Annotated in this window: 26 protein-coding genes and 1 other RNA gene; 13 read left to right on the plus strand and 14 right to left on the minus strand. The window is 63.3% G+C overall.

Going from position 1 to position 25,492, the window contains the following annotated elements; translation table 11 throughout:
- Positions 1 to 54 precede the first annotated feature (54 nt).
- On the minus strand, positions 55 to 1,443 hold the full coding sequence (gene mgtE, locus WLQ66_RS09415; protein WP_340546059.1) for a magnesium transporter: 1,389 nt from the start codon (positions 1,441 to 1,443) through the stop codon (positions 55 to 57).
- Between the two features lie 136 nt (positions 1,444 to 1,579).
- On the opposite strand from mgtE, the gene guaD reads away from it, so the two are divergent.
- Positions 1,580 to 2,866, plus strand: coding sequence for a guanine deaminase (guaD, locus tag WLQ66_RS09420; RefSeq protein WP_340546060.1), 1,287 nt, complete (start codon positions 1,580 to 1,582; stop codon positions 2,864 to 2,866).
- Positions 2,867 to 2,973: 107 nt separating this feature from the next.
- Here guaD and WLQ66_RS09425 read toward each other — a convergent pair whose 3' ends face one another.
- The 3 genes from WLQ66_RS09425 to WLQ66_RS09435 all read right to left on the minus strand — a co-directional run bounded on the left by WLQ66_RS09425 (position 2,974) and on the right by WLQ66_RS09435 (position 5,661).
- Entirely contained in the window at positions 2,974 to 4,314 is a 1,341-nt protein-coding gene (locus WLQ66_RS09425) for an 8-oxoguanine deaminase (protein ID WP_340546061.1), read from the minus strand.
- Positions 4,315 to 4,429: 115 nt separating this feature from the next.
- Entirely contained in the window at positions 4,430 to 5,224 is a 795-nt protein-coding gene (gene hisN / locus WLQ66_RS09430; protein ID WP_340546336.1) for a histidinol-phosphatase, read from the minus strand.
- A gap of 65 nt (positions 5,225 to 5,289) precedes the next feature.
- On the minus strand, positions 5,290 to 5,661 hold the full coding sequence (locus tag WLQ66_RS09435; protein WP_340546062.1) for a helix-turn-helix domain-containing protein: 372 nt from the start codon (positions 5,659 to 5,661) through the stop codon (positions 5,290 to 5,292).
- A gap of 367 nt (positions 5,662 to 6,028) precedes the next feature.
- Between WLQ66_RS09435 and WLQ66_RS09440 the strand changes: the two genes are divergently transcribed.
- A complete protein-coding gene (locus tag WLQ66_RS09440; protein ID WP_340546063.1) occupies positions 6,029 to 6,997 on the plus strand; it encodes an NADPH:quinone oxidoreductase family protein in 969 nt (322 codons plus the stop codon).
- 59 nt (positions 6,998 to 7,056) lie between these two features.
- Here the strand turns inward: WLQ66_RS09440 and WLQ66_RS09445 are convergent, their stop codons facing one another.
- Complete coding sequence (locus tag WLQ66_RS09445; protein WP_340546064.1) at positions 7,057 to 7,953, minus strand: LysR family transcriptional regulator; 897 nt, start codon at positions 7,951 to 7,953, stop codon at positions 7,057 to 7,059.
- A gap of 124 nt (positions 7,954 to 8,077) precedes the next feature.
- Between WLQ66_RS09445 and WLQ66_RS09450 the strand changes: the two genes are divergently transcribed.
- Entirely contained in the window at positions 8,078 to 8,293 is a 216-nt protein-coding gene (locus WLQ66_RS09450; protein ID WP_340546065.1) for a DUF1127 domain-containing protein, read from the plus strand.
- Between the two features lie 113 nt (positions 8,294 to 8,406).
- Here WLQ66_RS09450 and WLQ66_RS09455 read toward each other — a convergent pair whose 3' ends face one another.
- On the minus strand, positions 8,407 to 9,384 hold the full coding sequence (locus WLQ66_RS09455; protein ID WP_340546066.1) for a DMT family transporter: 978 nt from the start codon (positions 9,382 to 9,384) through the stop codon (positions 8,407 to 8,409).
- Between the two features lie 201 nt (positions 9,385 to 9,585).
- On the opposite strand from WLQ66_RS09455, the gene WLQ66_RS09460 reads away from it, so the two are divergent.
- A complete protein-coding gene (locus tag WLQ66_RS09460; protein WP_340546067.1) occupies positions 9,586 to 10,362 on the plus strand; it encodes a Bax inhibitor-1/YccA family protein in 777 nt (258 codons plus the stop codon).
- Between the two features lie 115 nt (positions 10,363 to 10,477).
- Positions 10,478 to 10,951, plus strand: coding sequence for a GNAT family N-acetyltransferase (locus tag WLQ66_RS09465; RefSeq protein WP_340546337.1), 474 nt, complete (start codon positions 10,478 to 10,480; stop codon positions 10,949 to 10,951).
- 399 nt (positions 10,952 to 11,350) lie between these two features.
- On the opposite strand, the gene rpmG is transcribed toward WLQ66_RS09465, so the two are convergent.
- From rpmG to gatC, 6 genes are all read right to left on the minus strand, one after another.
- On the minus strand, positions 11,351 to 11,518 hold the full coding sequence (gene rpmG / locus WLQ66_RS09470) for a 50S ribosomal protein L33 (RefSeq protein WP_007814563.1): 168 nt from the start codon (positions 11,516 to 11,518) through the stop codon (positions 11,351 to 11,353).
- Between the two features lie 107 nt (positions 11,519 to 11,625).
- An RNA gene (gene rnpB / locus WLQ66_RS09475) (RNase P RNA component class A) lies at positions 11,626 to 12,046 on the minus strand.
- Positions 12,047 to 12,220: 174 nt separating this feature from the next.
- Positions 12,221 to 12,931 carry an N-acetylmuramoyl-L-alanine amidase gene (locus WLQ66_RS09480; protein ID WP_340546068.1) on the minus strand — a complete coding sequence of 237 codons (711 nt, stop codon included), beginning with the start codon at positions 12,929 to 12,931 and terminating at the stop codon, positions 12,221 to 12,223.
- Between the two features lie 15 nt (positions 12,932 to 12,946).
- The gene (locus WLQ66_RS09485; protein WP_340546069.1) at positions 12,947 to 13,720 is read right to left on the minus strand and encodes a hypothetical protein; all 774 of its coding nucleotides are present in this window, start codon (positions 13,718 to 13,720) and stop codon (positions 12,947 to 12,949) included.
- Positions 13,721 to 13,759: 39 nt separating this feature from the next.
- Positions 13,760 to 15,247 carry an Asp-tRNA(Asn)/Glu-tRNA(Gln) amidotransferase subunit GatA gene (gene gatA, locus WLQ66_RS09490; RefSeq protein WP_340546070.1) on the minus strand — a complete coding sequence of 496 codons (1,488 nt, stop codon included), beginning with the start codon at positions 15,245 to 15,247 and terminating at the stop codon, positions 13,760 to 13,762.
- Between the two features lie 3 nt (positions 15,248 to 15,250).
- Positions 15,251 to 15,538, minus strand: coding sequence for an Asp-tRNA(Asn)/Glu-tRNA(Gln) amidotransferase subunit GatC (gatC, locus tag WLQ66_RS09495; RefSeq protein ID WP_008561736.1), 288 nt, complete (start codon positions 15,536 to 15,538; stop codon positions 15,251 to 15,253).
- 193 nt (positions 15,539 to 15,731) lie between these two features.
- Between gatC and WLQ66_RS09500 the strand changes: the two genes are divergently transcribed.
- Complete coding sequence (locus WLQ66_RS09500; RefSeq protein ID WP_340546071.1) at positions 15,732 to 16,424, plus strand: metal-dependent hydrolase; 693 nt, start codon at positions 15,732 to 15,734, stop codon at positions 16,422 to 16,424.
- Between the two features lie 147 nt (positions 16,425 to 16,571).
- Here the strand turns inward: WLQ66_RS09500 and WLQ66_RS09505 are convergent, their stop codons facing one another.
- The gene (locus WLQ66_RS09505; RefSeq protein ID WP_340546072.1) at positions 16,572 to 17,195 is read right to left on the minus strand and encodes a DNA-3-methyladenine glycosylase I; all 624 of its coding nucleotides are present in this window, start codon (positions 17,193 to 17,195) and stop codon (positions 16,572 to 16,574) included.
- 82 nt (positions 17,196 to 17,277) lie between these two features.
- Positions 17,278 to 17,739: a nucleoside deaminase gene (locus WLQ66_RS09510; RefSeq protein ID WP_340546073.1), complete on the minus strand. Its 462-nt coding sequence runs from the start codon at positions 17,737 to 17,739 to the stop codon at positions 17,278 to 17,280.
- Positions 17,740 to 17,801: 62 nt separating this feature from the next.
- On the opposite strand from WLQ66_RS09510, the gene WLQ66_RS09515 reads away from it, so the two are divergent.
- From WLQ66_RS09515 to WLQ66_RS09545, 7 genes are all read left to right on the plus strand, one after another.
- Positions 17,802 to 19,118: a pseudouridine synthase gene (locus tag WLQ66_RS09515; RefSeq protein WP_340546074.1), complete on the plus strand. Its 1,317-nt coding sequence runs from the start codon at positions 17,802 to 17,804 to the stop codon at positions 19,116 to 19,118.
- A gap of 191 nt (positions 19,119 to 19,309) precedes the next feature.
- Positions 19,310 to 20,227 (plus strand): 5-bromo-4-chloroindolyl phosphate hydrolysis family protein, encoded by a 918-nt coding sequence (locus tag WLQ66_RS09520; RefSeq protein WP_340546075.1) that lies wholly within the window; start codon positions 19,310 to 19,312, stop codon positions 20,225 to 20,227.
- A gap of 22 nt (positions 20,228 to 20,249) precedes the next feature.
- Entirely contained in the window at positions 20,250 to 21,446 is a 1,197-nt protein-coding gene (locus WLQ66_RS09525) for a toxic anion resistance protein (protein ID WP_340546076.1), read from the plus strand.
- 86 nt (positions 21,447 to 21,532) lie between these two features.
- Positions 21,533 to 22,417 carry a DUF2927 domain-containing protein gene (locus WLQ66_RS09530; protein ID WP_340546338.1) on the plus strand — a complete coding sequence of 295 codons (885 nt, stop codon included), beginning with the start codon at positions 21,533 to 21,535 and terminating at the stop codon, positions 22,415 to 22,417.
- A 56-nt stretch (positions 22,418 to 22,473) separates the two neighbouring features.
- Positions 22,474 to 23,661: an SPFH domain-containing protein gene (locus WLQ66_RS09535; RefSeq protein ID WP_340546077.1), complete on the plus strand. Its 1,188-nt coding sequence runs from the start codon at positions 22,474 to 22,476 to the stop codon at positions 23,659 to 23,661.
- Between the two features lie 87 nt (positions 23,662 to 23,748).
- Positions 23,749 to 24,276, plus strand: a complete 528-nt coding sequence (locus WLQ66_RS09540) for a cytochrome b/b6 domain-containing protein (RefSeq protein ID WP_340546078.1) — start codon at positions 23,749 to 23,751, stop codon at positions 24,274 to 24,276.
- Between the two features lie 11 nt (positions 24,277 to 24,287).
- The gene (locus WLQ66_RS09545) at positions 24,288 to 25,442 is read left to right on the plus strand and encodes a TFIIB-type zinc finger domain-containing protein (protein WP_340546079.1); all 1,155 of its coding nucleotides are present in this window, start codon (positions 24,288 to 24,290) and stop codon (positions 25,440 to 25,442) included.
- Positions 25,443 to 25,492: the final 50 nt, after the last annotated feature.

Below are 25,492 nucleotides of genomic sequence, written 5' to 3' on the forward strand. Positions count from 1 at the left end.
GCTCCTGTCAAAGCAAGTGAACACCACCCGGACGGGCGGCAACAGCGGGCAGGATCAGAGCAGCAACACCCCGGCCAGCCCGAGAAAGGCAAAGAAACCAACGATATCCGTGACCGTTGTCACAAAGGCGCCGGAGGCCAGCGCCGGGTCGACGCCGATTTTCTCCAGAATAATCGGCACCGCTGTCCCCGCCAGCCCTGCGACGACCAGATTGATCACCATAGCGACGGCGATCACGACGCCCAGCATAGGTGAGCCGAACCACAGGATGCCGACAACGGCCATGATCAGCGCAAAGGCGAGGCCGTTCACCAACCCCACCAGGACCTCCCGCCGGATCACCCGCCAGACGTTGGAGCCGGTGAGGTCGCGGGTGGCCAGTGCGCGCACCGCCACGGTCAGCGACTGGGTGCCGGCATTGCCACCCATCGAGGCCACAATGGGCATCAGCACCGCCAGCGCCACAAATTCCGCAATCGTCGCCTCGAACTGGGCAATCACCAGCGAGGCCAGAATCGCCGTTGCCAGATTCACCGCCAGCCAGGGAAAGCGTTGCTTCGTTGTGGCCATGACCCGGTCGGCCAGGCTGCCCTCACCGACACCGGCCAGACGCAGGATGTCTTCTTCATGTTCCTCATCCAGCACGATCATGGCGTCATCCATGGTGATGACACCGACCAGCCGCCCCTCGTCATCGACAACCGGGGCCGAAATCAGGTGATACTGGTTGAAGGCATAGGCGACGTCTTCTTCGTCCTGATCAGCGGGAATGATCTGAAAGGTGTCTTCGACGATCTCGCTCAGCCGCACCTCCCGTTTCGAGGACATGATACGGCCAAGCGTGACATTGCCCACCGGGTGCAGCCGCGGGTCGACCAGAACCACATGGTAGAACTGATCCGGCAGGTGTTCGGATTCACGCATGAAATCAATCGCCTGCCCCACCGTCCAGTGGTCGGGGGCCATCACCACCTCGCGCTGCATCAGACGGCCGGCGGAATTCTCCGGGTAGCTCAGCGATTGCTCCACCGCGACCCGGTCGGCATCTTCGAGCGTATTGAGGATGGCCGCCTGCTGAGGCTCTTCCAGATCCTCCAGAAGGTCGACCACATCATCGCTTTCAAGGTCGCGCACCGCCTCGGCCAGAACCTGCGGCGCCAGCAGCGAAATCACCTCTTCGCGGATCGATTCATCCAGTTCCGACAGGATCTCGCCGTCGAATTCGCGGTCGTAAAGGCGGATCAGGCGGCCACGTTCGTAGGCGCTGATCTGTTCCAGAAGGTCGGCGATGTCAGCGGCGTGCAGCGGCTCCATCAGCTCGGTCAGCTGAGGCTGGTCATCGACCTCCACCGCCTCCAGAATCTGGGCAACCCGTTTGCGGTCCAGCTCGTAGGCATCCTCGAATGTGGCATCGACTGGCTCTTTTTGGTCATCTGCGATCATTCCGAGGCCCCTTTTGGTGATTGCTTCTGGAATAAAAGAAGCTGTTACCGAAAAACAATGACAATGACGTAATTTACCGTCGATGTCGCTGCGCGTATCCTGCGCATCGCAGTTTGGCAAGAAAGGACCGCGTTGGATGCAGGCAGAATTTATCTTACGGGGGCAGGTCCTGTCATTTGCGGGAGACCCGTTTGAGGGCGACCACCCCGAGGCTGCGGCGACGCTGCATGAAGCGGTGGCGATTGGTGGCGGCAAGGTGCTGGAACTGGGCGCGGCTGATGCGCTGCGCAAGGCCCACCCCTCCGCCAGCCTGGTGGATCACGGCGATCACCTGATCCTCGCCGGCTTTGTCGATGCCCATGTGCATTTCCCGCAGACCGCGATCATTGCCAGCTGGGGCAAGCGGCTGATCGACTGGCTGAACAGCTATACTTTCCCCGAGGAGATGCGTTTTGGCGACCGTGGCTATGCCGATGAAATCGCAGGCCGCTATCTGGATCTGACACGGGCCAATGGCACCACCACGATGTGCAGCTACTGCACCATCCACCCCGAAAGCGTGGAGGCGTTTTTCAGCGCTGCGCAGGCGCGCGGGCAGCGCGTGGTTGCGGGCAAGACCTGCATGGACCGCAACGCCCCCGAAGGCCTGCGCGACACCGCGCAATCGGCCTATGACGACAGCGCTGCATTGATTGGCCGCTGGCATGGCGTGGACCGGCTGTCCTATGCGATCACGCCACGGTTCTCGCCCACCTCGACCCCCGAACAGCTGGAGGCGATGGGCGCGCTTTGGGCCGAGCACCCCGACTGCCTGATGCAGACCCATCTGAGCGAGCAGACCGACGAGATTGCCTGGGTGAAATCGCTGTTTCCCGAGGCCCGGGACTATCTGGACACCTATGAGCAATTTGGCCTGCTGGGCGAAGGTGGCCTCTACGGTCATGCGATCCATCTGGAAGACCGCGAGCGCGCCCGTCTGCGCGAGGTTGGCGCGGCGCTGGTGCATTGTCCAACCTCCAATACCTTCATCGGGTCTGGGCTGTTCGACATGGCCGGGCTGATGGCTGAGGGGCAACGCATTGGTCTGGCGACGGATACCGGTGGTGGCTCCAGTTTCTCGATGCTGCGCACCATGGCGGCCGCCTATGAAATCGGCCAGCTGCGCGGCACGCCGCTGCATGCTGCACAATTGCTGTGGCTGGCCACCCAAGGCTCGGCCCGCGCGCTGCGCATGGAGGCCCAGATCGGCAATCTCGCCCCCGGCATGGAGGCCGATCTGGTGGTCCTGGATCTGGCCTCAACCCCGGCGATTGCGCAGCGCTGCGCGGGCGCGCGCGATCTCTGGGAGGCGGTTTTTGCCACCATCATGATGGGCGATGACCGGGCGGTGACCGAGGTCTGGATCAACGGCGCGCGCAGCTGAGCCGGGCACCGAGGGGGAAAGAGGCGCTGATGCGCCTCTGCCTCCGGCGGGGATATTTCGGGCCAGAAGATGAGCGCAGCGCGCTGTCGCCGATCTGGTCAGCTGCGTCAGGCCAGCTGCATCAGCCGTGTGGTGGCTTTTTGGTGCCGTTCAAGAAGGTCTGGCAGATCCACTGTCGCCAGCGTGGTATCGCGGATGATCTGGCGCCCTTCGACAAAGAGATGTTTCACCTGCGCCGGCCCCGCCAGCAGCAGCGCCGCCGGATCCCAGCTGCCGCTGGAGGCGATGCCGGTCACGTCCCAGATCGCGATATCGGCACGTTTGCCCACCGCCAGCTGGCCGACATCGCGCCGCCCCAGCACCTCCGCGCCGCCACGGGTGGCAATCTCCAGCGCCTCATAGGCGCTCATGGCATCAGCCCCCTGTGCGACCCGCTGCAAGAGCATCGCCTGACGGGCTTCGCTGATCAGGCTGGCCATATCATTGCTGGCCGATCCATCCACGCCGAGACCAACCGGCACCTGCGCATCGCGCATGGCGCGCAGCGGCGCGATGCCGCTGCCAAGGCGGCAGTTGGAACAGGGGCAATGGGCAACGCCGGTTCCGGTCCGGGCAAAGAGGTCGATTTCCCCGGCATCCAGTTTCACGCAATGGGCATGCCAGACGTCGGGGCCGGTCCAGCCCAGATCTTCGGCATATTGGCCGGGACGGCAGCCGAACTGCGCCAGCGAATAGGCGATATCCTCATCGTTTTCGGCCAGATGGGTGTGCAGCATCACCCCCTTGTCGCGGGCCAGAAGCGCAGTGTCGCGCATCAGTTCGCGGCTGACGGAAAACGGTGAACAGGGCGCCAGCGCCACCCGGCACATGGAGCCTTCGGCGGGGTCATGGAACCGGTCCACGACGCGGATCATATCGTCGAGAATGGCGTGTTCCTCCTCGACCAGACTGTCCGGCGGCAGGCCCCCTGCACTTTCGCCGATGCTCATGGCGCCGCGCGTCGGCTGGAAGCGCAGACCAATATCACCCGCCGCCTCGATGCTGTCCTCCAGCCGGGTGCCATTGGGATAGAGGTAGAGGTGATCGGAGGTGAGCGTGCAGCCGGAGAAGGCCAGTTCGGCCAGCCCCAGCTGGGCGGAGACATGGATGTCATCGGGGGTGAAGGCCGACCAGATCGGATAGAGCCGTTTGAGCCAGCCAAACAGCAGCGCGTCCTGCGCGCCGGGCACCGCGCGGGTGAGGTTCTGATAGAGATGATGATGGGTGTTCACAAGGCCCGGGGTCACCACGCAGCCCCGGCCGCTGATCCGCTCGCCCTCCGTGGTGAGATCGCTGCCGATCTCGGCGATCACCCCGTCGCGGATCCGCAGATCGGCATGGGTCAGCTGGCGGCGCTGATCATCCATTGTCAGCGCGATATCAATATCTTCGATCAGAATTTCAGGCACAGGTCACACTCCGTCAGGCCGCCCATTTCGGTTCAGAAGTGTGATGGCGCGCCGACAGAATATGGGCAAAGGACTCGGCGCGTGGCCGAACCCTAATGGATTGCCCGAGGTCGTTTCAAGTGGTTTTGCGGATCAGGGCAAGCGCTGCGGCATGAAGCTCGGCGGTGGCTGCGGCCAGGACCTGACCGCCCTCATGCGCAGGCTCCCCCTGCCAGTTGGTCACCACGCCACCGGCGGCCTCGATGACCGCGATCGGCGCCTGGATGTCGTAGGCGTTGAGCCCGGCCTCGATCACCAGGTCACATTGCCCGGCGGCCAGCAGCGCATAGGCGTAGCAATCCATCCCGTAGCGGGTCAGCTGCACTTCGCTGGCGACCCGCTGGAAGGCGGCGCGTTCCGCTGCGCTGCCGACTTCGGGAAAGGTGGTGAACAGCGTAGCCGCCGACAGATCCGATGTCTTGCGGGTGCTGAGTGCGACCTCCCCCAGCGGGCCGGTCAGACTGGCCCCCTCGGGCGTACCAATGAACCGCTCACCGATATAGGGTTGATCAATGATGCCGAGGAAAGGGCCATCCGCATCGCCAAGGGCAATCAGCACCCCCCAGGTCGGGGTGCCACTGATAAAGCCACGGGTGCCGTCGATCGGGTCCAGCACCCATATGCGCCCGGACTGGCCACGGGTCTCGCCGTATTCCTCGCCGAGGATGCCGTCCTCGGGCCTGAGTTGCGAAAGCACCGCGCGCATCGCCTGTTCGGCGGCCCGGTCGGCGATGGTGACGGGATCGAAACCTTCGTCCAGCTTGTTGTCGGATTGCAGCCCGGCTGAGCGGAAATAGGGCAGGATCGCCTGACGTGCGGCATCGGCCATCCGATGGGCAACGTCCAGATCTGAAAACGCGGCTGAAGTCATACCCGAAGGGGTGACATTCAACCGCGCATATTTCAAGCCCCAAGCCCCCACTTGAGGCGGGAAAATCAGGCTGCGTCGCTGAGCACGCGCGCCAGTTCGAACAGACGACGGCGCTGGTTTTCAGGAATCGCATAGTAGGAGCGCACCAAATCCAATGCCTCCTTGTCGCCCATCAGATCGTCAGGCACGCGTGCCTTGTCCGATGCCGGGGCATCATCATCTTGCAGACCTTCAAAAAAGAAGCTGACCGGCACGCTGAGCGCGTCGGAAATATCCCAGAGCCGGGAGGCGCTGACCCGGTTTGCACCGGTTTCATATTTCTGGATCTGTTGAAATTTAATACCAACCAGCTCTGCGAGCTGCTGTTGCGTCATGCCGATGAGCCACCGGCGATGCCGGATACGTTTCCCCACGTGCACGTCCACTGGATGAGCCATGCGTTTCTCCTAAGATTTACAAAACTGGGTGCCACCCTAACCGCCTTTTTAAACCCCCGCCCACCCGGCAAATACCGCGTGGTGCCAATGTTGCCAAAAAACCCGACGGGTTTCTGGACAAACGACAAGGCGCTCCCATTGGAGTTGAGTGTACGACCTTAACGGTTGAATTCAAGCGTTCACTCTCGCCGGGGTCAGCACCTGTGCGGCAAACGCATGATTTCATGTACCAATTTTATTTCACTTTTTTGCATGTTTTACACATGTTCTCCACCTCCCCATAAATAGTGAGGTGATCTGAAGGCGAATCTGGCATGGTTTGGCCATTCAGAATCACCTTACCCCATGCCAGATATGGAAAAATGATATGCGCGCCTACAGTGTCAGCAGTTTTGACATTTCCCCGACTATCGCAGAAGTTGACGTGGGATCACCGGGAAGCGGAGAAGTTGCAGTTGCAATACACGCCTGTGGGTTGAACTTTGCCGATCTTCTTCTGCTCCGTGGCAAATATCAGGATACGCCGGACCTGCCATTTATTCCCGGTTTGGAACTGGCGGGCGTCATTCAGGCGCTTGGCCCTGATGTGGAGGGGCTGGCGGTTGGCGATCGGGTGGCGGTGTTTTCCGGTCAGGGCGGGCTGGCGGAGGCCGGGGTGTTTGCGGCCGATCGCGTCACGCGGATCCCCGACGAGATGTCCTTTGCCGATGCGGCGGCGTTTCAGATCACCTATGGCACCGGACTGGTTGCGCTGGATCACTGTGCGCGGTTGCAGCCGGGGGAAACCCTGCTGGTCACCGGCGCTGCCGGTGGTGTCGGGCTGACGGCTGTGGAAATCGGCAAACGTCTGGGCGCGCGGGTGATCGCCCATGCGCGTGGAGCCGAGAAGCTGGCCGTGGCCAAGGCGGCGGGCGCGGATCATCTGATCGACGCCGACGAGGATCTGCGGCAGGCGGTCAAGGATCTGGGCGGCGCCGATGTGGTCTATGAGGCGATTGGCGGCGATGTCTGGCAAGCGGCCTTTCGGTCTACCAACCCGGGCGGGCGGCTGCTGCCCATCGGCTTTGCCGGCGGCGAGGTGCCGCAGATCCCGGCGAACCACCTGCTGGTGAAGAACCTCAGCGTTATCGGGTTTTACTTTGGCGGCTACCTGAAGAGCCACCCGGCGGTGGTCAGGGGCGCCATCGCGCGGCTGATCGACTGGTATCGTGACGGCTCGCTGCGCCCACACATCAGCCACCGCCGGCCGCTGGAGGAGACTGACGCAGGGCTGGAGCTGCTGCGCAACCGCAAAGCCACCGGCAAGGTGGTGATCATGATCCGGCCAGAGGCCTAGGCGACGGCAACCGCCGCCACGCAGGGCAGCCGCAGGGTGCGATCGTTAGGGCGCAGGTGTCAGGCTGCGGTCCAATGGGACTGCGCCGCCGCCAGCGGGGTACTGATGTTGCGAAAGGCCTTCCGCACCAGAAAGGCAAGTTCAGTCACCATCGGAGAGCCAGAGGTCTCTGCCCCATAGAGGTTGATCAGCTGGATCGGCAGATCCGGCAGGCTGCCACCGTGGTCGATCTGTAGCAGATGCGGCGGCTCGGTGCCCTCGATCATGGTGTGGATCGCCAGATCGGCGCTGACCGTCGCCTCGATGGTGCGGTCGCTATCGGTCTCCACCACCATTTCCCAGGCGATCCCGGCGGCGTCCAGCGCGCTCACCACCTTGGGCCGGAAGGTGCAATAGCGGCCAAAGGCCAGTTTCAGCGGGCGCTGCCGCCAGGCTGATCCATTGGGCGCACCAATCCAGCACAGCGGCCGCTTGGCCAGCGTTTCGCCGTTTTCCGAGGTGGCGGTTTCGGTGGTCAGGATCAGATCGCATTCACCGCGCGAAAACTGCTCCTTCAAAGAGCGGGTATAGCTGGAGATCAGCTGCACCTTCACCCGTGGGAACGACGCGTTGAAACGCTGTAGCACCTGCGGGATCGCCGGGTAGACAATGTCATGCGGCACCCCAAGAACGATTTCGCCTTCATAGGCCTGATCGGTGAGCCGCCCGATTACCTCGTCATTCAGTGCCACCATCCGCCGCGCATAGGCCAGCAGCTGCTCGCCCGATGCGGTCAGCGCAATGGTGCGGCCAGAACGGTCCAGCAGTTGCAGGCCCAACAGCTCCTCCAGCCGCTTCAGCTGCATGGAGACCGCCGATTGGGTCAGATGCAGAAAACCGGCCGCGCGGGTCACCCCGCCATTGTCCGCAACCGCCACAAACGAGCGCAGCGTGGTGATATCGAGATTTCGCGTCATCACAATTCCTGATGGTTTAAATCATAAACATTCGTTTTTCATATCAATCACACTCCGCCATATACATCAATAGAATTGATCAGACACTGTAACCTCATCAGAATTCCAGAAAAGGACAAAAATCATGACCTATATGGACAACAGCCTGCGCAACTGCACCTGCGCGCCCCGCCGCTCGTTCCTCGCAACCGTTGCCCAACGCCTCGCCATCTGGCGCGAACGCCGGATGCTGGCCACGCTTGATCAAAGCGCGTTGGACGACATGGGCATCAGCAAGACCGAAGCCCAGGCAGAGGCCCGCCGCCCGATCTGGGACGCGCCGAGCAGCTGGACCCGCTAAAGGCGACGCGCCGACAAGGCTCACACCAAGCCTAATACGAAAAGATGTCCGCGCTGCGGGCCTTTTTGTTACGATACAGCCTGAGCTGAAGTTCGGTGTCAGCGTGTGTGCATTTACACCTTGAGTGGATCAGGTTGTGTGTTGCGGCCAGCGAAAGTCACCAGCAGTGCCGCAAGGGTAATGGCAAAGACCCCCAGAACCCCCAACGCTCCCGGTATCACCGAAAACAACACCAGATCAAAGCCAAGCGCCCAGACAAGACCGGTAAAGTCAAAAGGCGCGAGCCTACTGACCGGAGCCCGTGCCACCGCTTCATTGGCGACAATGTGACCGATGCCACCAATCAGCCCGGCCAGAGCAAGCCATCCGAACATTGCTGTGCTGAGGGACACCCAACCCAATGGCAAAGAAGCAAGCCCGAGCCCGGCAGAGACAATCGCAAAGTAGAAGGCAATGGTGGATGAACCCTCGGTTGCCGTCATAGTTTTTGTGTGCACCCGAACGAACGCCATAGTGAATGCATACGCGAGACCAGCAACCACGCCAATCAAGGCTCCATCGCCGGGCAATTCAATAGCCTCCCACAACAGCAATACAACCCCCGAAAATCCAACGGAAATTGCGATTATTATTGTGGCGGTCAACCGTTCCCCGAGCATCATCGCCGCGATTGGCAAGACCAGAACCGGTGCAAGGTAGGCCAGGGCTTGTGCATTGGCGACAGGCAGATAAGCGAGGGATATAAAAGACATTGCCATGGAAAACGCACCAAAAGCACTCCGTGTCACATGCAGTCGAGGATATCGTGTCTTCAACGCGGCAGGGAACTCACTGCGCCAAGCCATGTAAAGAACGATGGGCACCAACGCCAGAGCAGATCGCCAGAACATGATTTGACCAATAGGCACACTCTGTGCCGCACCATGGATTGCGGCTGACATGGCGGTCATCAGGAATGCGGCCAACAGACGTAACCCGATCCCTTGAAGATGTGTGTTTTGTGATCTCATGATGGAAGACATGTCAAAATTGCGCGACCACCACAATAGAAATGCACTCAAAGATTGAGCGTGACTATCACCTGTCAGCAATATTCCCCCTAGATGGCCAATAGAGACTTGATCCCTCCCCCGCGACCGAGCTTCCACCGCTTTTTGTCGATAATTCCACCGAAACTTCGGTCTACGACCTTGAACCGCGCCCCGCTTCACCCGATATTTGCGAGGAACGCCAGCTCTCTGCACGCAGTAGGGAAACTGCGCGAGGGAGTTTAGAGACGGAGACCATGATACATGGCACAGTTTGACACCATCCGATCCACAGCGGGCGCACGCTCTGCGGAGATCGATGCGGGCCTGCGCGCCCATATGAACAAGGTCTACGGCACCATGGCCGTGGGCACATTCATTACATTCCTGGCTGCCTGGGCCATCTCCGGCCTGGCGGTGACCTCCGATCCGGCCAATGCCGCAGCCCAGCTGAGTGCCGATAAATACCTGACCAGCATCGGCTATGCGCTTTACGCCTCGCCGCTGAAGTGGGTGATCATGTTTGCCCCGCTGGCCTTTGTGTTTGGCATCGGCGCCGCCGCGAACCGCATGTCGGCCGCGGGCGTCCAGCTGCTGTTCTACGTCTTCGCCACCGTGATGGGCTTGTCGATCAGCTCGATCTTCCTGGTGTTCACCGGCGAAAGCATCGTGCAGGTGTTCCTGATCACCTCCATCGCCTTTGCGGGCCTGTCGCTGGTGGGTTACACCACCAAGAAAGACCTCTCCGGCATGGGCGCCTTCCTGATCATGGGCCTGATCGGCCTGATCGTGGCGTCTATCGTCAACATTTTCCTGGCGTCGTCGGCAATGGCCTTTGCGATCTCGGTGATCGGCGTGCTGATCTTTGCGGGCCTCACCGCCTATGACACCCAGCGGATCAAGAACGACTATCTCCAGCACGCCCATATGGGCGACCAGGAATGGCTGGCGAAATCCGCGATCATGGGCGCACTGAGCCTCTATCTGGACTTCATCAATATGTTCATGATGCTGCTCCAGCTGCTTGGAAACCGCGAATAACGCGATACCTTCCAGAGCCAACCAAGACCGGGGCGGATCATCACGATCCGCCCTTTTTCTTTGCCCGCGCTGCGGTTGCGGCCGGGACATGTCACGCAACGAATTTGAGACCCCGATGAGATTGATTGATATCGCCCCAAAAGAGGCGCACCGCATTGTCCCGCTGCTGCAAGAGTTGCACGCGCTGCATGTCACCCACCAGCCTGACCGCTACCCGGCCGATCCTGATGGTGCAGCGCTGGCCCGCTGGCTTGAGACATGGCTGAGCGAGCCAAGCCTGACCGCCCGCGCCGCCGTCAGCCCGCAGGGGCGGATCATGGGCTATGTCATCTATGGCATCGAGGAGCGCCCTGCCCTCCCCGTCCGCAGGGCCGAGACCCGCGCCATGCTGCACCATGTCGCCGTCGCCAAGAGCTGGCAGCGCATGGGTGTCGCAACCGCGCTGATCACCGATATGAAGCGCTCTGTGGCGGCCAAGGGCGTTCCGGTGATCGCCACCACATACGCCCCCTTCAACACCGCCTCTGCGGCGCTGATGCAGCGTATGGGCCTGCTGCCTGTGATGGTCATGGCCGAGTGGCGCGGCTGATCTGCGGCCACAACGAAAAACAGGAGGCGACCCCACCGTCGCCTCCTGTCATGGTCGCTCCCCCGAGCCGACCTGTGGTGCTGTGAACTTCCGAAACCGCGCGCTTCTGGCGCTGCATCCCGGACCCACTCTCTCACCCACATCCCAGGACATATGTGACGGCCAAATGTGGCATTTTCGGGCCGATCCGGCGCGCTGTCGGTGTTTTCATTTACCGAATTTTCATAAAATGCGCGCGACCGGCAGCCCGGTCAGTGGCGCCCCGTCAGTGGCGCCCGGTCAGTCAGGCAACAGCGCGGCCACAAGAAAAAGGGCCGCACCCTGGTGCGACCCTTCTGATCTACTGTCCCGAATATCGGGGGCGGTGTCGCGGCCGGAGGCAGCGCAACACCAAGAGGCTTATTTGATTTTGCCTTCTTTGTATTCAACGTGCTTGCGCACGACCGGGTCGTACTTCCGCACAACCATTTTCTCGGTCATGGTGCGTGCGTTTTTCTTGGTCACGTAGAAGTGGCCCGTGCCCGCGGTCGAGTTCAGGCGGATCTTGATTGTGGTCGGCTTCGCCATGGTATTCTCCTGCGTCCGAAAAGGCAGGGGCCTCTCGGTAAATTCCTATATGAGCGTGCGCTTTTACCTGCACCACCCCGCGAGTCAATAGGATTCGAGGGGATATTTTGCGCAGAGGGCCTGTAAGCCGGATTTTGTTCCAGGGCCAGGGCCCCTTCGACGACCATTCATCTAGGATGCACATTGCTGCGCACCTCCAGCTGCCAACCCGACCCCTCTTGGCCAAAACATGCCTAGCGGCGGTATCGGCTGACGCCGACCGGCCCGCGCGGGGGTCCTATTTGGCATTGCTCCCGGTGGGGCTTGCCGTGCCGCCCCTGTTGCCAGCGGCGCGGTGGGCTCTTACCCCACCGTTTCACCCTTACCCACATGGAATCACCTGACAGGCAGGCGCATATGGGCGGTCTGTTTTCTGTGGCGCTCTCCGTCAGATCGCTCTGCCCGGGCATTACCCGGCACCGTTGTTTTGTAGAGTCCGGACTTTCCTCGCGACGCCTTGCGGCCCCCCGCGGCCGTCCGGCCCTCTGCGCAGGGGTTGGGGTAGAAACTACTGCGCCCAAGGTCAAGCGGATAGTGCACCGGGGGGGGCGTTGCCCCCTCGCGCCTGCGGCGCTCACCCCCAGGATATTTGCGACCAGAAGATGCCGGGACGCTCTCTATCTTCTGGCGTCAAATATCCCGGAGCGCGAGGCAGAGCCTCGCTCAGGCCTCTGCCCGGGACGCATCGGTCAGCAGCGGCAGGACGTCCCTGTCGGTCAAGGGACCGGTCTGCCATGGCCGGAATCTGAGGCGCACCGCCTGCAGCAGGGTGGCGTCATCCACATCCGCCGTAAAGCCACGCCGCCGCGCCAGAGCGCGAAAGCGGTCCATCCCGACGTCGGTCTCTGGCCGCGCCGCAGCACCCGGCGCGGCGCTTGCCAGCCCCTGTCTGGCCAGCCGCGCCCAGTCAAAGCGGGCGCCCGGGTCACATTTGCGCCCCGGCGCCATGCAGGAATGCCCGATCACACCGGAGGCCGGAATCCGCCAGCGCAACAGCACGGCCCGCAGCAGCTCCTCCAGCCGGTTCATCTGGGCTGCGGAAAACGGATGATCGCCCCGGTTGTCCAATTCGATCCCGATCGAGCGGGAGTTGATATCCTCCTGCCCGCACCATTCCCCGGCGCCGGCATGCCAGGCGCGGTCGGCCTCCCTGACCATCTGCCACAGCCGTCCGTCAGCGGCGATCAGGTAATGGGCCGACACCTCGTACCGCGGGTCGCAGAGCCGCTCCAATGCGGCCTCGGCACTGTCCATCGCGGTGTAATGCAGCACAACCAGATGCGGCGTCAGATCATGGCGGCGCGCATTGAAATTGGGACTGGGGTGCCAGATGGCATCCGTCCCGGTGTCAGCAGAGGTCGGCGGAGGTGTCATGAGGCGCCAGCCGCCTCAGTTCTGCACCGCAAGTCGATAGGGCGCCGGATCCCAGCCGCAGGCGTAGCCGTCCCCATCGGGATCAAGCGCCTGGCGGTCACGTTTCGGGCCGCCCGCTTCGAGAAAGGCAATCTGGGCCAGTTCCGGCGAGGCAAATCCGGCGCAGTTGCGCGAGGAGCGGGCCGCCAGGTTGAAGCCGGAGCGTGAATAGATCCGCTGCCCACGCGGGTTGGAGGTGCTGAGCGCATAGCGCACGATATTGGGATCGCGGTCGCCGCTGCGTTCGGGCACTGCGGTGGGGCTGACCACCTGATACTGGGCGCGCTGACGGGCCAGACGCTCGGCATCGCTTTCGATGCTTTGGCGCGAGGCGACCGCATCGAAATCATTCTCGTCGGAGATCCGCGGATTGCCCGCAAGGGCCGGTGCCGGGTTTGACGGGCTGGCCTCGATCGGTGCGGTGCCCGAGTTGCCGCGTGCAGCCGCGAGGGCCGCGGCGGTTTCGCGGGCAATATCGTCGCTGCTGCCGGTCGCGGGTGCGAGGGATCCGGCGCTGCTGCCTGCGGCTGCGACGCGGGGGGCGGGCTGCGCGCTGCCCGGCAAGCTCTCGGTTGCGACGCGGACCGGCGGCACCAGCGGATCGCCATTAATCGTGGTGCCTGTCGCCGGTGCCCGGTCAAAGGGGCTGGAACCAAATCCGGCCTCTGGGCCACTTTCAGGCACCGGAGGCTGGCACGCAGCCAGCAGCACAAGACTGCTGGTCGCCAAGATGGACCGGAATAGACGCATGATCACCACCTGTTGGTTCTGCTCAGATCAGGACAGGGTTTACCACCATTGGGCCGGCTTGGCCACAAAACCGGCGGCCCCTTCCAGCGCATAGGCCGTATTCAGCAGATCGCCCTCTTCCCAGGGGCGGCCAATCAGCTGAAGCCCCAGCGGCAGGCCCTGCGCATCAACACCGGCCGGAACCGAAATGCCGGGCAGACCGGCGAGGTTCACGGTGACGGTAAAGACGTCATTGAGATACATCTGCACCGGATCCGCGTCGATCATTTCGCCGAGGCCAAAGGCGGCCGAAGGTGTCGCCGGGGTCAGGATCGCGTCAATGCCCTGGGCAAAGACGTCTTCGAAGTCTTTCTTGATCAGGGTGCGGACCTTGCGGGCGCGGTTGTAATAGGCGTCGTAGAAACCGGCCGAGAGAACATAGGTCCCCACCATCACGCGGCGCTGCACCTCATGGCCGAAGCCTGCGGCGCGGGTTTTTTCGTACATTTCGGTAATGCCATCGCCCGCCTCCAGCGCCGCGCGCTGGCCATAGCGCACACCGTCATAGCGCGCGAGGTTGGAGGAGGCCTCGGCCGGGGCGATCACGTAATAGGCAGGCAGGGCGTATTTGGTGTGCGGCAAGGAGATATCGACGATCTCGGCCCCGGCGGCACGCAGCATCTCGGCGCCTTCGGACCAGAGTTTCTCGATTTCGCCGGGCATTCCATCCATGCGGTATTCACGCGGGATACCGATCTTCTTGCCCTTGATATCGCCGGTCAGCATCGCCTCGAAGTTCGGCACCGCCAGATCGGCGCTGGTGCTGTCCTTGGGGTCGTGGCCACACATCGCCTCAAGCATCATTGCCGCATCGCGCACCGATTTGGTCATCGGGCCCGCCTGATCCAGGGAGGAGGCAAAGGCCACCACCCCCCAGCGCGAGCAGCGCCCATAGGTGGGCTTGATGCCAGTGATCCCGGTAAAGGCGGCCGGCTGGCGAATCGAGCCGCCAGTGTCGGTGCCGGTAGCCGCTAGGCACAGATCCGCAGCCACGGCCGCTGCGGAGCCGCCGGAGGAGCCGCCCGGTGTCAGCTCGGCAGTATCATTGCCGCGCCGCCAGGGACTGACCGCGTTACCATAGACGGAGGTTTCATTGGACGAGCCCATGGCGAATTCGTCCATGTTCAGCTTGCCCAGCATGACAGCGCCTGCATCCTGCAGCTGCTGCGATACGGTGGATTCATATTCGGGTTTGAAACCTTCCAGAATGCCGGAGGCGGCCTGGCTGGCGACACCTTTGGTGCAGAACAGATCCTTGATGCCGATCGGCAGGCCGCACATGGCGGGCGCATCGCCTGCCTTGATCCGTGCGTCTGCTGCCTTGGCGCGCTCCAGCGCGATTTCGGGTGTCTTGTGCACAAACGCGTTCAGCGCATCTGCAGCCTCGATGGCCTTGAGGCAGGCCTCGGTCAGCTCGACAGAGGTGGTCTCGCCCTTGCGCAATGCGTCACGGGCTTCGGACAGGGTGAGTTTGTTGAGTTCGGTCATGTCTTATTCAACCACCTTGGGCACTGCAAAAAACCCTTCGCGGGCATCGGGGGCATTGGCCAGGATCTTGTCCTGCTGATTGCCATCGGTCACCTCGTCGACGCGGCGTTTCAGGCGCTGCGGCGTCACCGACGTCATCGGTTCGACGCCCTCAACATCCACCTCGTTCAGCTGCTCGATAAAGCCGAGGATGGTGTTGAACTCATCCGCCAGTGCTGGCAGCGCGTCCTCTTCGACCTTGATACGGGCCAGTTTGGCCACTTTTGCGGCGGTGCTTTGGTCAATCGACATGGAAACCCTCATCTCGTGTTAGGACGCATTTACCGCCGCACCGCCGCCGCCGCAAGCCTGTGGCGGCGCGAAACCCCGGTGAAATCGGCGTGACGGAGCGCGGGCGAGTGGATTTTTGCACCAAGCGCGATAGGCTTAGGCCAAGACGATGCGCCAGCGGGGCCGATCGTAACAGTATTGAGGGAGACAGAACATGAAGATCATCTGGTTGGGCCATGGCAGTTTTCGCATCGAGACCGCAGGGCAGGTTCTGCTGGTCGATCCCTGGCTCACCGGCAATCCCATGCTCGCCGAGGACCAGCATGACGCCGCGATCACCGGCGCCACCCATATCATTCTGACCCATGCGCATTTCGACCATGTGATCGACGTGCTGGCGCTGGCGCGACGCCTGGATGTGCCGATTGTGGGGCAATATGACCTGATGGGCATCTGGGGCGAGACCGAGGAGGTCACCACCATCGGCTTCAACAAAGGCGGAACCGTCAATCTGGACGGGCCGCAACTGGCGATGGTGCCTGCCTCGCACAGCTCGACCTTTGCCACCCAGGACGGGCTGCGCACCGGGGGCAGCGAAGTCGGCTACATGCTGATGAGTGAAAACAAGACGCTCTATATCTCGGGCGATACCGGGTTGATGGCCGATATGGACTGGATGGGGGATTACTACAAACCCGACATCGGCATCCTGAGCGCGGGCGGGCATTTCACCATGGATATGGCGCAGGCGGCCTATGCGGCGACACGGTATTTCAACTTCAAGACCGTGATCCCCTGCCACTACCGCACGTTCCCGATCCTTGAGCAGAGCGCCGAGAAACTGGCCGAGGCGCTGCCGGATGTGACGGTGATCGAGCCGCAGGTTCTGGACGTAATCGACGTCTAGCCGACAGGCTCCCGCCCGGACCCCGGTCTGCGGTGCAGATCCGGTCCCGTTGGGCATGGCGCCGCCCCGGCCGGGGCGGCGCGGGCACGCACGAAAGCCTGGTAGCGCGCTGACCTCAAAAGCGCGAAGATCACGCGTGCGGCCTGATCACTCGCCGCCGGATAAGGCCGGGGATTGAAAGCTGGCGCGCGCCCTGGCCACCTGCGCGCGGCAGATGCAATGCTCCGCGTGATCATTGACCAGCCCCATCGCCTGCATGAAGGCAAAACAGGTGGTGGGGCCGACAAATTTCCAGCCCCGTTTCTTCAGCTCTTTTGACAGCGCGATGGACTGCGGCGTGATAGAGGCCGTCTGCGGCGGCACCTGCGCATCGGGACCGGGTTCAAACCGCCAGAAAAACGCCGCCAGCGAGCCCTCCTGCCTGACCATCTCCTGCGCGCGCCGGGCATTGTTGATCACCGCCTCGACCTTGCCGCGATGGCGGACAATGCCTGCATCCTGCAACAGGCGCTCCACATCTGGCGGGCCAAATTCCGCCACGCTGTCCCAGTCAAAACCATGGAAGGCGGCGCGGAAGTTCTCGCGCTTGGCCAGAATGGTCCGCCAGCTCAGGCCGGATTGAAAGCTCTCCAGACAGATCTTTTCAAACAGGCGGCGATCATCTGCCACCGGATAACCCCATTCCTGATCGTGATAGGCCAGAAACTCGGGCGCGGATCCAGCCCAGCCACAGCGCAGCTGCCCGTCATCTGCCAGATATTCCTTGCTCATCACTCGCCCCCTTTTCGGCAGTGCAGGCCGCTCATCTGCTGGCCCGCCGCGCCGCCACGCTACGGGCAGGAAATCAGCGCGGTCAACCGTCCCCGGCGCGACGCGCCGCAAAGAACTCCTTCAGCAGGGTTTCGGCCGGCTCTGCGCTAATGCCATCGTAAACCTCGGGCGCGTGATGAGCCTGCGGGTGCGAGAACACGCAGGCACCATGGGCGACGCCACCGGATTTCGGATCGGACGCCCCGTAGTAAACACGCCCGATGCGGGCGGCAGCAATCGCCGCCGCGCACATCGCGCAGGGTTCCAGCGTCACGTAAAGGTCGTGACCGGTCAGCCGCTCGGACCCGGCGGCGGCGCAGGCCGCACGGATCACCAGCACCTCGGCATGGGCGGTGGGGTCGTTCAGTTCGCGGGTGCGATTGCCCGCCTGTGCCACGACACGGCCATCCGGCGCGATCAGCACGGCGCCCACCGGCACCTCGCCGCGCGCGGCGGCTGCGCGCGCCTCGGCAAGGGCAATATCCATATGAGAACGAAACGGCATAGCTCTCCCTGCCCCAGAATGGGAGCTTTCGCAACCGCGCGGAATGATCTATGGCCTCAGGTATGAGCAAAACACCATCCTCCCCCAAGGGCCAGCGCCCCGCAGCGGCGAAACCAGCCCGCGCCAGCAAGAAACCGACCGCCCCCTCCGCAACCGGCGAGAGCCCGGACGGCGACCGCATCGCAAAGGTGCTGTCGCGCGCCGGTGTTGCATCGCGGCGCGAGGCCGAAAAGATGATCGCCGAAGGGCGTATCGCCGTGAACGGCAAGGTCATCGACAGCCCGGCGCTGAATGTGGTGTTGGGCAAGGACCGGATCGTGGTGGATGGTATGCCGATGCAGGATCCGGAACCGCCGCGCCTGTGGATGTATCACAAACCAGCGGGGCTGGTGACCACCACCAGCGACGAGCTGGACCGCCGGACCATCTTTGATGAGCTGCCCGAGGACATGCCCCGTGTGATGACGGTCGGCAGGCTTGACCTCAACTCCGAGGGGCTGCTGCTGCTGACCAATGACGGCGGCATCAAGCGGCAGCTGGAGCTGCCGTCGACCGGCTGGCTGCGCCGCTACCGGGTGCGGATCAACGGCCGACCGAAGGACAGCGATTTTGAACCGCTGCGTCAGGGGCTCGTGATCGAGGGAGAGAGATTTCAGCCGATGACCGTCGCGCTGGATCGTCAGCAGGGCGCAAACGCCTGGCTGACCATTGGCCTGCGCGAAGGCAAGAACCGGGAGATCCGCCGCGCCATTGAGGATATCGGGTTCACCGTAAACCGCCTGCTGCGCCTGTCGTATGGGCCGTTCCAGCTGGGCAATCTGAAGCCAGGCGAAGTCGAGGAGCTGCGTCCGCGTGTGGTGCGCGATCAGCTGGGTCTGACCGGTCCCGAGACCGAGGAAGACGACAAGCCCAAGCGCCCAGGCCGCCCGGTACGACAGCGCCCCGGTGCCGCGAAACCGGCGGGCAAGCCAGCGACGAAAGCCGGCGCAAGACCAGCGACAAAACCAGGCGGCAAGCCCGTCGGAAAACCTGCCGGAAAACCGGCGGGCCGTTCATTTGCAGGCTCGGACCGCTCTGGCGACAGACCCGCAGAGCGTTCAGGCGCCCGGCCCGCCGGCCGGTCCGGTCCTGGCGGCGCGTCCGGCGGCCAGTTTTCAGGCAAGGGCAAACCCGCTGACCGGTTCGCCGGAAAGCCCGGCGGAAAACCGGCGGGTCGCAGCACGGAGACGCCGGGCGGCAGACCGACCGGCAAGCCGACTGGCAAGCAAGCTGGCAAACCGACCGGAAAATTCGGCGGCAAACCCGCAGGCGGCGGAGCTGGCCGTGATGCGGGTCGCAGTTCAGCCCCACGCGGTGGCGGCAAACCGCCCCGGCGCTGAGCCACCGCCAAAGACGGTCCTGCGGCGAAGGCCTGAGACTTCCCCCTAGCAAGATGGCGCTGCATATCCTAAGTTTCCAATTGCTTGGAGCGCTCATCTCGGGGGAATAAACGTGCAGAAACTCGCCTTTGTGGCCTTGCTGATCCTGATGATCGGTCTGGCAACCGGCTGGCTGGTCGGAGGCTGATGGCATGGCGCGGCGTTTTGGCGGCAAATACAGTCCCGACGAACAAGAGCGGAAAGCCGCCGATGAACGGGCTTCGGGCGGCGCGGGCTCCAGTTCTGGCAGCTATCGCAATGCCCGCGTCGATCCGGTCGGAGCACGCGCCAATCTGATGGCGCTGCCTGCCGGTCTGGTGGCGCTGATGTCCGTTTTTTCGGGGGCTGCCGGTCTCGCCTTTGGGCTGCTTGCGGCCGCGACGTGGGCCGGATCGGCCTATCTGCTGCGCGACGGGCTGAGGGCCGAGGCCGCTTATGACGATCGCAAGGTCGCCCGTCGCCCTGCCCTGCCCCGCAAGATCCTCGCCGCGCTGCTCTGCGGTGTCGGCGCGCTGTTTGCCGCCTGGCGGCAGGACCCCGGCGCGCTGACGGCGCTGATCTATGCCGCAGCGGCGAGCGGCCTGCATCTGGCGGCCTTTGGGCTTGATCCCCTGCGCGACAAGGGCGCCGAGGGCATCGACGGTTTCCAGCGCGACCGGGTCGCCCGTGTCGTCGAAGAGGCGGAAACCTATCTCTCGGCCATGAAGGATGCTGCTCTGCGCGCCCGTGACCGCGAGGTCGAACAGCGGGTTGAGGCCTTTCAGGAGGTGGCGCGCGATCTCTTCCGCACCGTTGAGGAAGACCCCCGCGACCTGACCGGCGCGCGGCGCTATCTCACCGTCTATCTGATGGGCGCGCGCGACGCCACGATCAAGTTTGCCGATATCTATACGCGCAGTGGCGACCCCCGATCGCGCGAGGATTATCTGGCGCTGCTGCGCGACCTTGAGGAAAACTTTGCCGCCCGCACCCGCAAGATGCTGCTGGAGGACCGCACCGATCTGACCGTTGAAATCGACGTGCTGCGGGACCGTTTGCAGCGCGAGGGCGTTCACCTGGACCCCCGCTGACACAGCCATAAGGAACTTCGACATGTCCAAGACGACCCAGACGAAAGCCGCCCAGGAGGCTCAGCTGATCTCCGAAATCACCGCGATCGCACTGCCGGAACCGACGGCCGAAATCCAGTCGCTGGATCAGGCCGACGCCGCCACCAGTGCAGACATCCAGTCGCGCATGGCGCAGATCGACATGTCCGACAGCAACTCGATCATCAACTTCGGCTCCGGTGCGCAGGCTGAATTGCAACAGATCAGCCAGGCCATGCTGACCGATGTGCGCAACAAGGATGTCGGCCCTGCCGGCGATTCGCTGCGCAATATCGTCACCACGATCCGCGGCTTTTCGGTGTCCGAACTGGATGTGCGCCGCAAGCGCAGTTTCTGGGAGCGGCTGCTGGGTCGCGCTGCGCCCTTTGCGAAGTTCACCGCGCGGTTTGAGGATGTGCAGGGCCAGATCGACCGCATCACCGACAATCTGCTTGGCCATGAACATCAGCTGCTAAAGGACATCAAGTCGCTGGATCTGCTCTATGCCAAGACGCTGAGCTTCTATGACGAACTGGCGCTCTATATTGCAGCAGGTGAGGCCAAGCTGGCCGAACTGGACAGCAAGGAAATCCCGGCGCTGGAGGCGGCAGTGGCCGCCGCACCGGAGGCCGATCAGGTGATGCGCGCGCAGGAGCTGCGTGACATGCGCGCGGCCCGCGACGATCTGGAACGTCGGGTGCATGATCTGAAGCTCACGCGTCAGGTGACGATGCAGTCGCTGCCGTCGATCCGGCTGGTGCAGGAGAATGACAAATCGCTGGTGACCAAGATCAATTCGACGCTGGTCAATACCGTGCCGCTCTGGGAGACCCAGCTGGCACAGGCTGTTACCATCCAGCGCTCCGCCGAGGCGGCGGCGGCGGTGCGCGATGCCAATGACCTCACCAATGAGCTGCTGACCTCCAACGCGGCCAATCTGCGCGAAAGCAACAAGATTATCCGACAGGAGATGGAGCGCGGTGTCTTTGATATCGAAGCGGTGAAACAGGCAAATGCGGATCTGATCGGCACCATTCAGGAAAGCCTTCAGATCGCCGATGAGGGCAAGGCCAAGCGCGCCGCCGCCGAGGCGGAGCTTAAGAAGATGGAAGCGGAGCTGCGTGACACGCTGGCCTCGGCAAAGGCGCGGCGCGACGGGGTCGGCGATACCGCCGCCACGGCGGTTCCCGGCACCGCATGACCGCAGCCGCGCCGATATCGCAACGCGCCCGAAGGCGACGGCTGGTGCCGGTGCTTGTCGGCGCGCTGGCCGGGACTGCGTTCCTGATGGGATGCGATCCCCTCGCTCAGCGCACCTCGCTGGTGCCGCCGACACGCCCGGCCAATCTCGCCCCGCAGCCCAAGCCGCCCTCCGCCGAGAGCCAGCGGCTGGCCCGCTACTATGGCGCCCTCCAGCAGGACCTGCTGACACGCGGGCTGCTGCGGACCGATGGGGGCGGGCCGGAGACGCCCTATGACGCCGATGATCTGCGCCGGAATTTTGAGCAGATCGCCTTTTACGACGAATATGGCAGCAGCAATCTGCGCACCTCCGGCGCGCTTGGGCGCTGGGACGGGCCGGTGCGTCTGCGGGCCGATTTTGGCCCCTCGGTCAGCGCTGAACAGCAGCAGAAGGATCGCGCCACCCTTGATGCCTATGCCGCCCGGCTGGCCCGGATCACCGGCCATCCGATCAGCACCACCACCAGCCGCGCGCGCGCCAATTTCAACGTGATCTTTGCAGGCGCCGACGACAGCGCCTATGTCGCCGGCCGCGTGCGGGAGATCCTGCCGTCGATCAGCGACGCCGACCTAGAGGTTTTTGCCAACCCGCCGCAGAGCTACTATTGTCTGGTGCGCGCCGGGGGGCTGCAGGCGGATCCATCGTCCTATATGCGCGGGGTCGCGCTTATCCGCGCCGAGCACCCGGATCTGGCGCGGCGCAGCTGTATCCACGAGGAAGTTGCCCAGGGCCTTGGCCTGCGCAACGACAGCCCGCAGGCGCGCCCCTCGATCTTCAACGATGACGACGAATTTGCGCTGCTGACCAGCCAGGATGAGAAACTCCTGAAAATCCTGTACGATCCACGCCTGCGCACCGGCATGTCCGCCGATGAGGCGCGGCCCATCGTGCAAGCCATCGCATATGATATCATGGGAGAGCCGCAGTAGCGGCTCCGCATTTGCCGACCCCGATGCCCCGGCATCGCCGAAAGAGGATGAAGACAATGGGTATTTTCGACTTTCTCAAGGGAGAGTTCATCGACGTCATCCACTGGACCGACGACACCAACGACACGCTGGTCTGGCGGTTCGAGCGCGAAGGCCACGCGATCAAATACGGCGCCAAGCTGACGGTGCGCGAAGGTCAGGCGGCGGTTTTTGTGCATGAAGGTCAGCTGGCCGATGTCTTCACCCCCGGTCTCTACATGCTGGAGACCAACAACATGCCGATCATGACCACCCTGCAACATTGGGATCACGGCTTTCAGTCGCCGTTCAAATCCGAGATCTACTTTGTCGACACCACCCGGTTCAATGATCTGAAGTGGGGCACCAAGAACCCGATCATGGCGCGCGATCCGGAGTTCGGGCCGGTCCGTCTGCGCGCCTTTGGCACCTATAGCATCCGGGTGGTGGACCCGGCCCGGTTCCTGAGCGAGATCGTCGGCACCGATGGTGAGTTCACCATGGATGAAATCTCCTTCCAGATCCGCAATATCATCGTCCAGCAGGTGAGCCGGGTGCTGGCAGGCTCCGGCATTCCGGTTCTGGATATGGCTGCAAATACCGCCGATCTGGGCAAGCTGGTGGCGGCAGAGATTTCCGCCACGGTGGCCGAATACGGCATCGCGATCCCCGAGCTCTATATCGAGAATATCTCGCTGCCCGCCGCGGTCGAACAGGCGCTGGACAAGCGCACCCAGATGGGAATCGTCGGTGATCTTGGCCGTTACACGCAGTTCTCCGCCGCCGAGGCGATGACCGCCGCCGCCCAGGCGCCCAATAGTGGCATGGGGGCCGGAATGGGCATGGGGATGGGCATGGCAATGGCCCAGCAGATGGCGCAGATGGCGCAGCCGGGTGCCGCCGCTCATGCAGCGGGTCAGACCAGCGGTCCCTGGGGCGCGCGGCCCGCACCCGCTGCGCCGCAGGCCGCCGCGCCGGTGGCGCCGCCGCCTCCACCGGTGGAACATGTCTGGCACATCGCCGAGAACGGTCAGACCACCGGCCCCTATTCCAAGGCCCGACTGGGGCGAATGGCACAGGAGGGCGGATTGCGCCGGGACAGCCTGGTCTGGACACCCGGTCAGGACGGCTGGAAGGCGGCAGGCGATGTCATCGAACTGGCGCAGCTGTTCACCATCATGCCACCGCCGCCTCCGCCACCGCCGCCCACACCGCCTGCTGGCTGACATCACACAATCCCGAGGGCGCTGCGATCATCGGCGCCCTTTCTCAGGACAGACCGCAGCCCCTGTGCCACGAAGGACCTTCTGCATATGACCCGACGCAGCGCGCTCAAATGGCTCCACTGGCTGAGCCTTGGATTGATCCTCTATTTCTTTCTCGTGGAACCGGAGGAGAACCGCGCCGATCCGGGGCTGGCGCTGGCCACCCACGCGGGCGTTGGCCTGCTCCTTGCCGTGGTCGTGCTGATCTGGACGCTTGTCTATCTGCGCAAAGGGCTGGCCGGGCGCGCCGGTCCCAAGCTGCCGGGCTGGGCCAGACGATTCCACGGGTTGAACCACCGTGTCTTGCAGATCGGCCTGCCGGTCATGGTCGCAACCGGGGCGCTGGCCGGGGTGCTGGCTCCCTTTGCGATCCGCGCTTTTGGGGTGTTGCCGATCAATCCGGCCGCAGGCAGCCGCACCCTGCATGAGCTGGCTGAAGAGCTGCATGAACTTGCCTTTGATGCGCTGCTCATTGTCATCGTCCTGCATGGGCTGTTCCATCTGTGGCGCCATTTCCTGTTGAAGGACAACGCCCTGCGCATCATGGTGCCGAAACTGCTGCATAGATATCTTTGAGGCTTCCCCACGTGACCCAGCCCCCACCGCCGCCGCCCTCCGGCCTGTCGCCTGCCGAGAGCTCCGCCAGCGCCGAGACGCAGGCACCGCTTGAGGAACATCGGTTCCCCTGCGAGCAATGCGGCGCGGATTATCGCTATGACCCGGAAAACGGCACGCTGACCTGCGATCATTGCGGCCACAGGGAAGCGATCCGATCCGGCCCGTGGCGGGGTGGCAGCCTGCGGGAGCTGGATTTCGAGACGGCGCTCTCCTCGGGTCTGGCCGAGGCCGACATGGAAGAAACCCGCGTGTTGCGCTGTCCGAACTGCGCCGCGCAGGTGGAATTTGACCAAAAGGACCATGCGGGGGAATGTCCGTTCTGCGCCACGCCGATGGTCACAAACACCGGGATCCACCGTCATATCAAGCCCAAGGGCGTGCTGCCCTTCGCCTTTGATGAGCGCAGCGCCCATCAGGCGATGTCGGGCTGGCTGGGCCAGCTGTGGTTTGCGCCGAGCGGCCTGCAACAATATGCCCGCAAAGGCCGACGCATGGACGGCATCTATGTCCCCTACTGGACCTTCGACGCCGACACCCGCTCGCAGTATCGCGGCCAGCGCGGCACCGTCTATTATGTCACCGAAACCGTGATGGTCGACGGCAAGCACCAGTCGCGGCAGGTGCCGAAGATACGCTGGCGGCCGGTCTCGGGGCGGGTGCAGCGGTTCTTTGACGATGTGCTGGTGCTCGCCTCCAAGAGCCTGCCGAAAAAGAACACCGATGCGCTGGAGCCCTGGGACCTGTCGGCGCTGGAGCCTTACCAGCCGCAGTATCTGGCCGGGTTCCGGGCCGAGGCCTATGCGGTGGAACTGGCCGATGGCTACGGCGAGGCGACTGCGCGGATGCGCCGGGTCATCGAACGCGACGTGCGTTTTGACATTGGCGGGGATCGGCAACGGATCGAACATATCGACAGCGATTTTTCCGATATCACCTTCAAACATGTGCTGCTGCCGGTCTGGCTGGCCGCTTATAAATATCGGGGCAAGACTTATCGTTTTGTGGTCAACGGGCAATCCGGTCGGGTACAGGGAGAACGCCCCTATTCGGTGTGGAAAATTGCCGCCGCCGTTGCTCTGGCACTGCTGATCGGCGCTGCCGTGGCCTATTTCGGATCACGCTGACATTCCGCGCCGAGACCACGAGCCCCCCCGAAGCCGACATAAGGATCCGC

The sequence above is a fragment of the Phaeobacter sp. A36a-5a genome (assembly GCF_037911135.1).
In the GTDB taxonomy this organism is placed as follows: Bacteria; Pseudomonadota; Alphaproteobacteria; order Rhodobacterales; family Rhodobacteraceae; genus Phaeobacter; species Phaeobacter bryozoorum.